This is a genomic window from Variovorax boronicumulans (genome assembly GCF_040544675.1).
GTDB classification, from domain to species: Bacteria; Pseudomonadota; Gammaproteobacteria; order Burkholderiales; family Burkholderiaceae_C; genus Variovorax; species Variovorax boronicumulans_D.
Genome location: NZ_JBEPKK010000010.1, coordinates 138,094 through 150,682, shown reverse-complemented (window position 1 = coordinate 150,682; position 12,589 = coordinate 138,094). Strand labels below are relative to the sequence as shown.

Sequence of the window (12,589 nt, the reverse complement as noted above, 5' to 3'; positions counted from 1 at the left end):
GCCTCGCGACAATCGAGCCAATGCGTTCTTCCCCCTTCTTCAAGATGGCCCTGCTGCTGGGCCTGCTCTCGGCCATCGGGCCCTTCGCCATCGACATGTACCTGCCCGCGCTGCCCGCCATCGGGCAGAACCTGCGCGCCGACATCGGCGCGGTGCAGATGAGCCTCACGGCCTTTTTCCTGTCGCTGGGTGCGGGCCAGCTGCTCTACGGGCCGGTTTCCGACATGTTCGGGCGCAAGCCTCCGCTGTATGCCGGCCTGGTGCTGTTCGCGCTGGCCAGCGTGGGCTGCGCGATGGCCACCGACATCCAGACGCTGATCGCCTTGCGCTTCGTGCAGGGCCTGGGCGCGGCGGCCGGCATGGCGATTCCGCGGGCCATCGTGCGCGACCTGCACACCGGCACCGATGCGGCGCGGCTGATGTCGCTGTTGATGCTGGTGTTCAGCGTGTCGCCCATCCTTGCGCCGCTCGCGGGCAGCGTGGTGATTGCGTTCGCCGGCTGGCGCGGCGTGTTCTGGGCCGTGACCATCGCCGCGATGGCGGGCCTGGCGATGATGGTCACGCTGCTCGACGAAACCCGCCCGGCATCCGAGCGCGTGGAGAGCAGCCTGGGCAGCGCCCTGTCGGCCTACTGGCTGCTGCTGCGCGACCGGCATTACCTGGGGCTGGTGTTCATCGGCGGCTTCGCGATGGCGGGCTTCTTCACCTACCTGGCCAATTCGTCGTTCGTGATGATCGACCACTACGGCCTGTCGCCCGCGCTCTACAGCGTGGCCTTCGGGGTGAACGCGGCGGCCTTCATCGGCGCCTCGCAGTTCACCGGCTCGCTGGGCGAGCGCTACGGACTGGTCACGCTCGTGAAGTTCGGCGTGGTGTGCTGCGGCGCGGCCATGGTCACGATGTTCATCTACTTCGCGATGGGCGGCGACAGCCTCTGGGTGCTCATCGTGCTGTACTTCATCGCCTCGGGCTTCATGGGCCTGGTGATCCCGACCACCGGCGTGCTGGCGCTCGAAATGCACGGCGCCATCGCGGGCACCGCGTCGGCGCTGCTGGGCACGCTGCAGATGCTGACCGGCGCGCTGGCCATGGCCGTGGTCGGCTGGTTCAGCGACGGCCGGCCGCTGCCGATGGTGGCCGGCATGGCCGCAGGCGCGCTGATCGCGGGCGTTCTGACCTGGCTCACGCTGGGCGGCGTTCGCTCGCACCCTTCGGAAACCGCAAAAAGGACGCAGCAAGCGTGAGCACCCTACAGGCAGGCGCCGCGCGCGCGGCCGCCGAAGACACCGCAGCCCCGCAGCTCCCCGATGGCCTGGCCTCGCCCGCACGCGGCTGGGCCATGCTGGTCATCATCCTCGGGCTGATCGTGGCGGTGCTGGACGGCACCATCGTCAACCTGGCGCTGCCGGGCATTGCGCGCGAGCTGCAGGCCAGCCCGTCGCAGGCGATCTGGGTGGTGAACGCCTACCAGATCGCCACGCTGGTGATGCTGCTGCCGCTGGCTTCACTGGGCGACCTAGTGGGCTACCGGCGCGTGTATCTGGTGGGCATGGCGGTGTTCGCGCTGTCGTCGCTGGCCGCCACCTTTGCCAATTCGCTGGGCACGCTTATCGCGGCGCGGGCCTTCCAGGGGCTGGGCGCCGCGGGGATCATGAGCGTCAACGCGGCGCTGGTGCGGCTGGTGTATCCCTCGTCGCAACTGGGCAAGGGCATGGCCATCAACTCGCTGGTGGTCGCCACCTCGTCGGTGGCCGGGCCCTCGGTGGCGGCGGCGATCCTTTCGGTGGCCTCGTGGCCCTGGCTTTTCGCGATCAACGTGCCGCTGGGCATCCTCACCTTCGCGCTGGGCATGCGGGCGCTGCCGTTCAACCGCGTGGCGCCGGCGGCGGGGCTGCGGTTTTCGCCGGTCGACGTGACGCTCAATGTGCTGATGTTCTCGCTGGTGTTCCTGGGCGTGGACCGGCTGGGCGTGCGCGAAGAGGGCCTGCAGGGGGGTGGCTCGCAAGGGACGGCCTGGGCCATCCTGGTGGCCGGGCTGGCGGTGGGCTTCGTGTACCTGCGGCGCCAGCGCACGCAGGCCGTGCCGCTGTTCCCCATCGACCTCTTGCGCATTCCGGTGTTTGCGCTCTCCATGGGCACCTCGGTGGCGGCGTTCTGCGCGCAGATGCTGGCGTACATCGCGCTGCCGTTCCTGCTGCTGGACGCGTACGGCCGCAGCCACATCGAGGCCGGCCTGCTCATCACCGCGTGGCCGCTGGGCATCGTGGTGATGGCGCCCATCGCCGGCAAGCTGATCGGCCGCTACCCCGACGGGCTGCTGGGCGGCATCGGCCTGGCCCTGTTGGCCACGGGCCTGGCGCTGCTGGCGGCGCTGCCCGCGCACCCGGGCAATGCCGACATCGCCTGGCGCATGGCGCTGTGCGGCGTGGGCTTCGGCCTGTTCCAGTCGCCCAACAACCACACCATCGTGAGCTCGCCGCCTGCGCACCGAAGCGGTGCGGCCAGCGGCATGCTGGGCACGGCCCGGCTCACCGGCCAGACCCTGGGCGCGGTGGTGCTGGCGGCGGTTTTCAGCGTCTGGAGCCCGCATGGCGGGCACGGCCCGGTGGTGGCGCTGGTGCTGGCCGCGTGCTGCGCGGCGGTGGCGGCCGTCTTCAGCAGTTTGCGTTTGAAGACGACAGGATCGCCCGTGTGAATAGGGTAGGGTACGGCCCCATGAAGGAAGTACCCGACACCGTGGTCTGCCCGGGTTGCGACGCGGTCTATACCCGCACGCCCCTGGCGCCCCGCGACGTGGCCCATTGCCCGCGTTGCGGCACGGAGCTCGACCGGCACCCCGGTGCGCAGCTGGAGCGCATCCTGCCGCTGACGGTGGCCAGCCTGATCATGTTCGCCATCGCCAACCTGTTTCCCATCGTCGAGATCGAGCTGCGCGGCCTGACCAGCCAGACCACGCTGGCCGGCGCGGTGGTGGTGCTGGCGGGGGAGGGCATGTCGTTGGTGGGGCTGCTGGTGCTGGCCACGACCATTCTTTTTCCGCTGCTCCAGCTGTGCATCCTGGTCTACCTTTTGGTGCCGCTGCAGCGCGAGCACCGGCCGCTGGGCTTTGCATGGCTGGTGCGCATGATGCAGTCGCTGCGGCCCTGGGGAATGATCGAGGTGTTCCTGCTCGGCGTGCTGGTGGCGATCGTCAAGCTCTCCAGCATGGCGACGGTGGTGCCGGGGCCGGCGCTGTGGGCCTTCATGGCGCTCACGGTCACGCTGACGGCCGTGCTGTCGTTCAACCCCGGCGCGTTCTGGGAGATGACCTTTCGCGCCGCCGGCGACACGGAAGAAGAAAAAGAGGCGTCGGCATGAAGTTCTTCGCCATGCGCAGGTCGCGCGCACCCGAGCCGGCCGACGACGAAGACCCGCACGACGAGGCGCCGGTCGCCACCGGCGCCTCCCTGGGCCTGCTGGCCTGCCCGCACTGCGCGGCGGTCTGGCGCGATGCGCAAGAGGGCGACGCCTGCGGCCGCTGCGGCACGCATCTGCACACCCGAAAGCCCCAGAGCCTCACCCGCACCTGGGCCTTCCTGATCGCGGCCTGCATCATGTACATCCCCGCCAACATGCTGCCGGTGATGATCACCCGCACGCTGTTTGGCGCGCAGTACGACACCATCCTGAGCGGCGTGATCTATTTCTGGGTGTCGGGCGCCTACGGGCTGGCGGCCATCGTGTTCATCGCGAGCTTCCTGGTGCCGCTGTTCAAGCTGGCGGTGCTGTTCTTGCTTGTGGTGATGGCCCAGCGCGGCAGCAGCTGGCGCCAGCATGAGCGGGCAAAGCTTTATCACATCATCGAAATCATCGGCCGCTGGTCGATGCTCGATGTGTTCGTGGTGGCGCTGTTGACGGGGCTGGTGCAGATCCAGGGCTTTGCGGTCATCACCGCGGGCGTGGGCATCGCGGCCTTCGGCTCGGTGGTGGTGCTGACCATGCTCGCCTCGCTGAGCTTCGACCCCAAGCTCACCTGGGACAGCAAGCAGGCGCAGGCAGTGCAAGAGAGTTTCGAGAACAGGGAAGAACAAGCAGCATGAGTGAAGAAGAAGCGCAACCGCAAGACAAACCGGCGCCGCCTACCGCGCCCCAGTCCGCGCCGCCCTTGCCCAAGCCCAAGGTCAAGCGGCGCCGCGAATGGCTGCCCTCGTTGATCTGGCTGATTCCCATCGTCGCGGCGCTGGTCGGCATCACGCTGGTGGCGCGCATCCTGCTGGAGCGCGGCCCCGAGATCGTGCTCACCTTCAAGACCGCCGAGGGCCTGGAGGCCGGCAAGACGGCGGTGAAATACAAGGACGTGCAGATCGGCCTGGTGCAAAGCCTGCGCCTGGCGCGCGACCGCTCGCACGTGCGGGTGCTGGTGCAGCTGAACAAGGACGCCGAGAGCTTCACCTCCGACGACTCGCGCTTCTGGGTGGTGCGGCCGCGGCTGGACACCTCGGGCATCTCGGGGCTGAGCACCTTGCTGTCGGGCGCCTACATCGGCGCCGATGCGGGCGTGTCGAAGGAAACCGCGGGCGAATTCACGGGCCTGGAGGCGCCGCCCATCGTCACGCGCGACGACTCGGGCCAGCAGTTCCTGCTGCGCTCCACCGACATCGGTTCGCTGGACGTGGGCTCGCCGGTCTACTTTCGCCGCATCAAGGTCGGTCAGGTGGCCGCCTACGAACTGGACGGCGACGGCCGCGGCGTGACGCTGCGGGTGTTCGTCAACGCGCCCTACGACAAGTTCGTGGGCGTCAACACGCGCTTCTGGCAGGCCAGCGGCATCGACGCGCAACTGAGCGCCAGCGGCTTCACGCTGCGCACCCAGTCGCTGGCGACCATCCTCCTGGGTGGCATCGCCTTCCAGGCGCCGGACGATGCGATGGGCCCGCTGGCCAAGGAGAACACCGCTTTCGTGCTGGCGCAGGACGAAGCCGTGGCCATGAAGGAGCCCGACGGTCCTTCGCAGACGCTGCTGATGTACTTCAACCAGTCGCTGCGCGGCCTGGTCCCCGGCGCGCCGGTGGACTTTCGCGGCGTGGTGATCGGCGAGGTCAAGTCCATCGGCGTGGAGTTCGACCGCGCCGAGCGCGAGTTCCGCATGCCGGTGCTGGTGCAGATCTACCCCGACCGCCTGCGCCGCCGCGAAACCGGGCAGCCGCAGGGCACCGAGTCGCGCGCCACGCAGCAGGAGCGCCTGCGCTTCCTGGCCGAGAAGGGCCTGCGCGCGCAGCTGCGCAACGGCAACCTGCTGACCGGGCAGGTGTACGTCGCGCTCGACTTCTTCCCGAAGGCGCCGGCCGCAAAGATCGACCTGGCCAAGAGCCCGATCGAGCTGCCCACGGTGCCCAACAGCCTGGACGAGATCCAGTCGCAGGTGCAGGAAATCGCGAGCAAGCTCAACAAGGTGCCCTACGAGCAGATCGCCGCCGACCTGCGCACCACGCTGGCCACGCTCAACAAGACGCTCACCGCCGCCGAGCAGACCGTGACCCGCATCAACAACGACGTGACGCCCGAGCTGGCCGCGGCCATGAAGGATGTGCGCAAGACCGTCAATACCGCCGAGCGCACGCTGGCCGACGACTCGCCGCTGCAGCAGGACATGCGCCAGACCCTGCGCGAGCTGACCCGCGCCGCGGGCTCGGTGCGCGTGCTGACCGACTACCTGGAGCGCCATCCCGAATCGCTGCTGCGCGGAAAACCGGACGACAAGAAATGAAGATCAGGAACCTCGCTTTTCTCGCCATCCCCGCCCTGGTGGCGGTGCTCGCCGGCTGCGCCGGCAAGCCCGACAGCTACTACACCCTGGCCAGCCCCGTGGCCGCCGCCGATGCCGCGCCTTCGACGCTGGGCAGCGCCGCGCCGCTCTACATCGAGCTGGCGCCGGTGGCTGTGCCCGAGCGCTTTGCGCGCCCGCAGATGGTGGTGCGCCAGCCGGGTGGCAGCGTGCAGGTCGAAGTGCTGGAGCAGCACCGCTGGGCCTCGTCGTTCGAGAACGAACTGCGCGATGCGCTGGCCGGCAACATCGCGGCCCGGCTCGGCGCGCTCGACGTGACCAAGGGCGGCCGGCAGACCTCGCAGCCGGTGTGGCGCATCGCCGTGCAGTTGCGGCAGTTCGATGCGGTCGACGGCGGGCGCGTGGATGCGAGCTTCAGCTGGACGCTGCGCCGCTCCGACGAAGCGCGCACGGTGGTGTGCCAGCTGGATGTCGGCGAAGCGGTGGGCGGCGGCATGGATGCCGTGGCGCAGGGCGCGCAGCGGGTGACGGCTGCGGCAGCTGCCGCGATGGCGCGCAGTGTGAGTGCGGCGCGGGCGAACCCGGCTGCGACGGCGTGCGCGCTCTGATTCTTTGCCTTTCTCCCTCCCCTCCCGGGGGAGGGCGGGGGTGGGGGCGAGCGGCCCTCGATCAGGCGCTGCGAATCTGCAAGTGCCGCTTGCCCCCATCCCAACCTTCCCCCGGGAGGGGAAGGCGCAAGACCGGAACCCGATAGCTCGGAGGCCCCATGGCACAGATCGGCAAGGCGCCCTGCGACGACACGCTGATCCTGCATGGTCCGGGGACCGACGAGGGCGACTGCCCCAAGGCCTCCAAGCCCTGGGTGCTCGCAGCCGCCGTCGTCGGCTCCAGCATGGCCTTCATCGACGGCACGGTGGTCAACGTGGCGCTGCCGGCCATCCAGGCCGACCTGCGCGCCACGGCCTTCCAGGCGCAGTGGGTGGTCGAGTCCTATGCCTTGCTGCTCGCGGCGCTGCTGCTGGTAGGCGGCGCGCTCGGCGACCACTATGGCCGGCGCCGCATCTTCGCCATCGGCGTCGGCATCTTCGCGGTCTCCTCGGTGGCCTGCGGGCTGGCCGCCGATGTGCATCAGCTCATCGCCGCGCGCGCCGTGCAGGGCATCGGCGGGGCCTTGCTGGTGCCCGGCAGCCTGGCGCTCATCAGCGCGTCGTTCCCCGAGAAGGAGCGCGGCAAGGCCATCGGCACCTGGTCGGGTTTCAGCGGCATCACGGCGGCCGTGGGGCCGGTGCTCGGCGGCTTTCTGGTCGATCACTTTTCGTGGACCTGGGCCTTCTACATCAATGTGCCGATGGCGCTGCTGGTGCTGTGGATCGTGTGGCGGCATGTGCCCGAGAGCCGGGGCGCCTCGGCCGGCGGCGGCCTCGACCTGTGGGGCGCCTTGCTCGCTACCGCGGGGCTGGGCGGCGTGGTCTACGCCTTCATCGAGGCGCCCGAGCAGGGCTGGAACGCGCCGTATGTGCTGGCGGCGTTGGGCGTCGGTATCGTGGGGAGCGCGGGCTTCATCGCGGCGGAGCGCAAGGTGCGCGTGCCCATGCTGCCGCTGGGCCTGCTGCGCATCGGCAACTTCAGCGGCGCGAACCTGCTGACCCTGCTGCTCTACGCGGCGCTGGGCGGCGGGCTGTATTTCTTTCCGCTCAACCTGATCCAGGTGCAGGGCTACTCGGCCACCGTGGCGGGTGCGGCGCTGCTGCCGTTCATCTTCATCATGTTCGCGCTCTCGGGCTGGGCCGGGCAACTGGTCGATCGCTTCGGGCCGCGGCTGCCGCTGGTCATCGGGCCGTCCATCGCGGCGGTGGGCTTTGCGCTCTTCGCGGTGCCGGGCGTGGGGGCGAGCTACTGGAGCGGCTTCCTGCCGGCCGTCGTGGTGCTGGGCTTCGGCATGACGGTGACGGTGGCGCCGCTCACCACCACCGTGATGAACGCGGTCGGGCCCGACCTGGCGGGCGTGGCCTCGGGCGTCAACAACGCGGTGTCGCGCGCGGCGGCGGTGCTGGCCATCGCGGTGTTCGGCGCGGTCATGGCCTGGGCCTTCGATGCCGCGCTGGCGGACGGCCTGCGCGAGATGGGAGCATCGGCCGAGGTGTCGGCATTTCTGGACGGCGAGCGCAGCAAGCTCGCCGGCGCGGCGATGCCGGCGAACGTCGATGCGGCCACGGCCGCTTCCGTCAAACGCGTGGTCGCCGAATCGTTCGTGGCGGGATTCCGGTGGGTGATGTTGTTGAGCGCGGGCCTGGCGGTGTTGAGCGCGGTGAGTGCCTGGCTCCTGATTCGGGGCGGGCCTGCCGCCCAGAGCCTCAGGGCCGAGCCGGAAAGGCCGTGAGCAGCGCGTCGAGCTCCAGCCACAGCGGATCGCATTGCCCTGCACGAAAGGCCGCGGCCCTGAAGGTGGGGTGCTCGCCGCGGTAGGTGTCCCACAGCGCGCGATGCCCGTCGGCCACGCAGGCGCGCACATTGGCGAGGCGATCCGCGGCCTTGACCACGAGTGCGAGTTCTTCATCGCCCGTCACCAGGGCCATCGCCGCATAGGTCTTGGCCTTGCGCTCCTTGCGGTTGGCGCCGGGCGCGTCGGTGAGCAAGGCCACGCACCGGGCCACCAGGTCGCCGAAGCGCGATTGCACATCGGCCACGGTGGCGTCGGTGTCCTCGACCACATCGTGCAGATAGCCGACGACCCGTGCCATGTCGCCGTAGGGCTGGAGGAGGGCGACCACCGCGTCCAGGTGGTGAACGTAGGGGTGCGTGCCGTACTTCTGGTCGCCATGCATTTCGATGGCGTAGCGGCGTGCGTCAGCGGGCGTCGGAAGGGTGATCATGCGGGTGCATTCTGCGCTCCGCCATGTTGCATCGCTGAAGTAAGAGGCACGCGCATATGCCAAGGGGAGCCGCCCCTCTTTTCGTTGAGTTCGGAAAGACTGCCCATGCACCTTTCCGTATTCAATTCCGAAATTTGCGCGGCGAGTGAATCGTTTGGAATTCGCCGAGACCCAAAAAGGGTAGGCGGCGCAGACGTCGGCGGCAGGCCCAATGCCTACACTGCATCGGCCGCCTTCGCACTGAACATCGAGCACAACGGCTCACCGACGGGCGCCGCTCAACCCCAAGGAAACGCTTCATGCAAAGAATCACCCCCTGCCTCTGGTTCGACGGCAACGGCGAAGAGGTGCTCGATTTCTATACCGGCATCTTCCCGAACGCCCGCGTGGTCGACCGGCTGAACTGGCCCGCCAACGGCCCCGGCCCCGAGGCAAAGCGGGGCAGCCTGCTGAGCGCGACCTTCCAGCTCGACGGGCAGGAATTCATGGTGCTCAACGGCGGCCCCGACTACAAGTTCACCCCGGCGCTCTCGCTGTTCGTGAACTGCGAAACGCAGGCGGAGGTCGATCACTACTGGGACAAACTGCTCGCAGGCGGCGGCCAGCCCGTCAACTGCGGGTGGCTCACCGACCGCTTCGGCGTCTCGTGGCAGGTGGCGCCCACGGCCATGCTGCGCATGTTCCGGGACAAGGACCCCGAGAAGGCCGGCCGCGCGATGCGGGCCATGATGGGCATGGTCAAGCTCGATCTCGCGGCGGTGCAGAAAGCCTTCGAAGGCGGCTGAACACCGCCGCCGAACCGCGCGCAGGGTTGACAAGGGGGCGGCCTGTCAGACCAGCTTGTGAATGGCCTTCTTGCGCCACACCAGCTGGTAGTACGCGGTCTGCAAGAGCAGCATCGCGCCGAAGGTCACGGGGTAGGCGATCCAGATCCCGTCCAGCCCGATGCGGTGGCTCATGACCCAGGCCACCGGCACTTCCACGCCCAGGATGCAGACGATGGAGATCAGCGTGGGCACCAGCACCGAGCCGCTGGCGCGCATGATCCCCGAGAGGGCCGCGGCCATGCCGAAGATCACCAGGCTCCACAGCATGATGTGCAGCAGCGTCTGCGCGATCTCGATCACCGGCGCGCTGGTGATGAAGAAGCCCATGAGCGGGCGCGAGAACAGATAGCCCAGCAGCACCAGGCCGCCGGTGAGCACGAGGTTCATCAAAAGCGCCGTCTTCGCGATGGCGCCCAGCCGGTCGGCGCGGCCCGCGCCAATGGCCTGCGCGCCGAGGATCGACGCGGTGATGGCAATCGATATCGCCGGGAACTGCACATACGCCACCACCTGGTTCACCGCGCCGTAGGCCGCCGTGGCGTTGGAGCCGTAGCTGTTGACCATCGACAGCAGCACCACTTCGGCCAGCGCCACCACGATCATCTGCACGCCCGTGGGCACGCCGATGCGCAGCACCGCCTTGAGCAGCTGCGGCTGGATGCGCAGGTAGCGAAAAAACTCCGCGTCGGGCGCAAGCGGGCTCTTGCGCTGGCGCAGGCGAAAACCCAGAAAGGTGGTCGCCACCAGGAAGGACAGCACCGACGCCCATGCGCCGCTGGCCACGCCCAGTTGCGGCAGGCCGCCCCAGCCGCGGATGAGCGCGGGCGTCACCACCAGGCCGATCAGCGTGGAGATCACCAGCGTGAGCAGCGGGGTCACGGTGTCGCCCACGCCGCGCAGCATGGCGGTGGCCAGCAGGAACACGAAAACGCCCGGCATCGCGATCAGCATGATGCGGGCGTAGCGCGTCGAGTCGGCCAGCACGTCGGGCGGCGTGCCCAGCGCGGCCAGCATCGGCGTGGTGAAGGCGCCGCCGAACACGGCGATCACCAGTCCCATGAGCACGCCCACGCTGAGCGTGGTGCCGGCCACGGCCTTGGCCTTGGCCACGTCGCGCGCGCCCCAGGCCTGGCCGATGAGCACCGAGGCGCCCGCGCCCAGGCCGATGATGAAGGCGATGAAGAAGAACATCACCGGAAAGAAGCTGGACACGGCCGCCAACGCGCTGACGCCGAGCATTTGCCCCACGTAGACGTTGTTGAGCGTGCCCGAGAGCGATTGCAGGATGTTGCTGAGCAACATCGGCGCGAGGAAGAAGAGAAACACCTTCCACAGCGGGCGCGACCCGACCGCGGCCGCGGCAGCCGCGGCGGACTTGGCCTGTGAACCGGTCTTGCCGCCTGGGTGGGTGCTGGATGTCTCGGGCGCGGCGCTCATGCCGCAGCGCTCCAGCCCGCGGCGGACAGCTTCTGCAGCTGCGCGCGCAGGTCGGAAGGCCAGGCGTCGATCAGCGCCTCGAAGCGGTTGCGCTCGCCGGCGAACAGCGCGCGGGTGGCTTCCTCGAAGCCGGGCAGGGCGCCTGCGATCGCGGTCATGAAGCGGTAGGCGGCTTCGCGCGATGCGCGCACGGCATCGCGGTCGGCGTTGACGCGGCTCGCGTCCTGCACCAGCCGCCGCAGCGCCACCGAGGCGCCGCCGGGCTGGCGGCTGAGCCAGTCCCAGTGGCGCGGCAGCAGCGTGACTTCGCGCGCCACCACGCCCAGCTTGGGGCGGCCCACGCCGCGCGGGGCGTCGTCATGGGCTTCGGCGCCGGCAGCGGGCGTGACGATGTCGGAGCGGCCGTGCACGTCGAAGTCCAGCTGTTCGCCGGTGTGCTCGTCGAACACGAGATAGGGCGTGTCGTCCTTGCGCTCGCGCAGCTGCGCCAGCACGTCGGCGGTGCTGCCATGGGCGATGCGCTTGAAGCCGGCAAAAACGATGAGATGGGTGGCAGCAGAGGGTTCGGATGGCATGTCGGATGTATGGGGTTCTTCCGGGCCTGGACGAAACGAGGTCCGCGAAACGAGGGTCGTAATCTACCCCTTGCACGGTTCAGGTGTGCGGCAGTTACGGTGGACCGTTGCAGCCTTGTCACCCTCGCGCCAGAGCCCCTCACGCCAGAGTGCTGGGCGTTTGTCGAGTTCCGCTGCGCTCACACGCCACGCAGGCGCCGCCAGCCTTTGTGAAGGCTGCGATTGATCACCCGCACCAGCCGCCAGGGCCGGCTCTCGCGAACCAGGTTCAGCACGCCGTCCTTCCAGGCTTTCCAGCGCGGGTACCAGCGGGCGAACCAGGGAATGCGCATCAGCGGGCCTTCGACCAGCTGGAAGATCCGCGCCACCACGGCGGTGCCGGCCAGCTTGGCCAGCACGAGCACGCTCACCCCGCTGGCGGCATGGCCGTGGCTGAACAGAAAGAGCGCCAGCACCTTGACCGGCAGCAGCAGAAGCACCGGCACGAAGAACGCCAGCAGCGCGCCCCAAGGGGGCAGCCGGCGCAGGCGGTCTTCCAGCCGAGCCCAGACCGGAAGGCGGGCCAGCCGCGCCGCCAGTGCGGCGAGCGGGAGCCAACCCCACTCTTCGAAGAGCAGGAGGGGAACCAGCAGGGCGGTGGCGGCCGCACGCAGCAACGTGCGAAAGACGCGAAGAACGCGATGAATGCGCACACGGGGTGTCATGCGCCAAGGGTACGGCATCGAGCGACCGGGTCCGGCGCGATGCCGGCCGGGTCGCGCGAATCTGCGCGCGGCCGCCTACTTGCGTATCGGCCGGAAGAACAGGTACTCGCCGCGCCCGAGCTCGGGCGTGAGTTCGTAGCCCGAGCACAGTTCGTTGCTGCACTGGATCATCACGACCCGCGGCCAGATGGTCGCCGACGTCGGATAGCCCGGCAGGTACTGCGGCACATGCCACACGCCCAGGTCGCCGACGGGCTCGGCGGTGTCGGTGCCGCTGGCGTTCTGCAGGCCGCTGCCGAAGGTCACCCGTTCGATCTGCAGGTTGGGCACGACCGGGCCGGCCGAGGCCGAGGCCACGCAGCAAGCCGCGATCCAGAGGAATACGGTCCTGGTCATCATGCGCTCCAGG

The 12,589-nt window shown here is 69.2% G+C and carries 13 protein-coding genes; 8 read left to right on the top strand and 5 right to left on the bottom strand.

The window, feature by feature from the left end; translation table 11 throughout:
* The first annotated feature begins 20 nt into the window (after positions 1-20).
* The 7 genes from ABIC90_RS18550 (at position 21) to ABIC90_RS18520 (ending at position 8,144) form a co-directional block, all read left to right on the top strand.
* Entirely contained in the window at positions 21-1,244 is a 1,224-nt protein-coding gene (locus ABIC90_RS18550) for a multidrug effflux MFS transporter (protein WP_354356538.1), read from the top strand.
* A complete protein-coding gene (locus ABIC90_RS18545) occupies positions 1,241-2,695 on the top strand; it encodes an MFS transporter (protein WP_354356536.1) in 1,455 nt (484 codons plus the stop codon). Before ABIC90_RS18550 ends, ABIC90_RS18545 begins: the two co-directional genes overlap by 4 nt.
* 20 nt (positions 2,696-2,715) lie before the next feature.
* On the top strand, positions 2,716-3,357 hold the full coding sequence (locus tag ABIC90_RS18540) for a paraquat-inducible protein A (protein ID WP_354356534.1): 642 nt from the start codon (positions 2,716-2,718) through the stop codon (positions 3,355-3,357).
* A gap of 11 nt (positions 3,358-3,368) precedes the next feature.
* Positions 3,369-4,079 (top strand): paraquat-inducible protein A, encoded by a 711-nt coding sequence (locus ABIC90_RS18535; RefSeq protein ID WP_436318223.1) that lies wholly within the window; start codon positions 3,369-3,371, stop codon positions 4,077-4,079.
* Positions 4,076-5,746, top strand: coding sequence for an intermembrane transport protein PqiB (locus ABIC90_RS18530; protein WP_354356530.1), 1,671 nt, complete (start codon positions 4,076-4,078; stop codon positions 5,744-5,746). Before ABIC90_RS18535 ends, ABIC90_RS18530 begins: the two co-directional genes overlap by 4 nt.
* Positions 5,743-6,372 (top strand): PqiC family protein, encoded by a 630-nt coding sequence (locus ABIC90_RS18525; RefSeq protein WP_354356528.1) that lies wholly within the window; start codon positions 5,743-5,745, stop codon positions 6,370-6,372. Before ABIC90_RS18530 ends, ABIC90_RS18525 begins: the two co-directional genes overlap by 4 nt.
* A 158-nt stretch (positions 6,373-6,530) precedes the next feature.
* A complete protein-coding gene (locus ABIC90_RS18520; RefSeq protein ID WP_354356526.1) occupies positions 6,531-8,144 on the top strand; it encodes an MFS transporter in 1,614 nt (537 codons plus the stop codon).
* Here the strand turns inward: ABIC90_RS18520 and ABIC90_RS18515 are convergent.
* Positions 8,119-8,637, bottom strand: a complete 519-nt coding sequence (locus ABIC90_RS18515) for an HD domain-containing protein (protein ID WP_354356524.1) — start codon at positions 8,635-8,637, stop codon at positions 8,119-8,121. The two genes, ABIC90_RS18520 and ABIC90_RS18515, sit on opposite strands and share 26 nt — an antisense overlap.
* Positions 8,638-8,936: 299 nt before the next feature.
* Here ABIC90_RS18515 and ABIC90_RS18510 point away from each other — a divergent pair, with 299 nt between their 5' ends.
* Complete coding sequence (locus tag ABIC90_RS18510; RefSeq protein ID WP_354356522.1) at positions 8,937-9,422, top strand: VOC family protein; 486 nt, start codon at positions 8,937-8,939, stop codon at positions 9,420-9,422.
* Between the two features lie 45 nt (positions 9,423-9,467).
* Here ABIC90_RS18510 and ABIC90_RS18505 read toward each other — a convergent pair whose 3' ends face one another.
* From ABIC90_RS18505 to ABIC90_RS18490, 4 genes are all read right to left on the bottom strand, one after another.
* Entirely contained in the window at positions 9,468-10,766 is a 1,299-nt protein-coding gene (locus ABIC90_RS18505) for an MATE family efflux transporter (RefSeq protein ID WP_354356694.1), read from the bottom strand.
* Between the two features lie 131 nt (positions 10,767-10,897).
* Positions 10,898-11,476 (bottom strand): DUF2239 family protein, encoded by a 579-nt coding sequence (locus ABIC90_RS18500; RefSeq protein WP_354356520.1) that lies wholly within the window; start codon positions 11,474-11,476, stop codon positions 10,898-10,900.
* A gap of 179 nt (positions 11,477-11,655) precedes the next feature.
* The gene (locus ABIC90_RS18495; protein WP_354356518.1) at positions 11,656-12,198 is read right to left on the bottom strand and encodes a hypothetical protein; all 543 of its coding nucleotides are present in this window, start codon (positions 12,196-12,198) and stop codon (positions 11,656-11,658) included.
* Between the two features lie 57 nt (positions 12,199-12,255).
* Positions 12,256-12,576, bottom strand: a complete 321-nt coding sequence (locus tag ABIC90_RS18490; protein WP_354356516.1) for a hypothetical protein — start codon at positions 12,574-12,576, stop codon at positions 12,256-12,258.
* Positions 12,577-12,589: the final 13 nt, after the last annotated feature.

Coding starts and splice junctions, on each gene's coding strand:
- ABIC90_RS18550 (WP_354356538.1), top strand. CDS start 21: ATGCGTTCTTCCCCCTTCTTCAAGATGGCCCTGCTGCTGGGCCTGCTC.
- ABIC90_RS18530 (WP_354356530.1), top strand. CDS start 4,076: ATGAGTGAAGAAGAAGCGCAACCGCAAGACAAACCGGCGCCGCCTACC.
- ABIC90_RS18525 (WP_354356528.1), top strand. CDS start 5,743: ATGAAGATCAGGAACCTCGCTTTTCTCGCCATCCCCGCCCTGGTGGCG.
- ABIC90_RS18505 (WP_354356694.1), bottom strand. CDS start 10,766: ATGTTGCTCAGCAACATCCTGCAATCGCTCTCGGGCACGCTCAACAAC.
- ABIC90_RS18510 (WP_354356522.1), top strand. CDS start 8,937: ATGCAAAGAATCACCCCCTGCCTCTGGTTCGACGGCAACGGCGAAGAG.
- ABIC90_RS18520 (WP_354356526.1), top strand. CDS start 6,531: ATGGCACAGATCGGCAAGGCGCCCTGCGACGACACGCTGATCCTGCAT.
- ABIC90_RS18515 (WP_354356524.1), bottom strand. CDS start 8,637: ATGATCACCCTTCCGACGCCCGCTGACGCACGCCGCTACGCCATCGAA.
- ABIC90_RS18500 (WP_354356520.1), bottom strand. CDS start 11,476: ATGCCATCCGAACCCTCTGCTGCCACCCATCTCATCGTTTTTGCCGGC.
- ABIC90_RS18490 (WP_354356516.1), bottom strand. CDS start 12,576: ATGACCAGGACCGTATTCCTCTGGATCGCGGCTTGCTGCGTGGCCTCG.
- ABIC90_RS18495 (WP_354356518.1), bottom strand. CDS start 12,198: ATGCCGTACCCTTGGCGCATGACACCCCGTGTGCGCATTCATCGCGTT.
- ABIC90_RS18540 (WP_354356534.1), top strand. CDS start 2,716: ATGAAGGAAGTACCCGACACCGTGGTCTGCCCGGGTTGCGACGCGGTC.
- ABIC90_RS18535 (WP_436318223.1), top strand. CDS start 3,369: ATGCGCAGGTCGCGCGCACCCGAGCCGGCCGACGACGAAGACCCGCAC.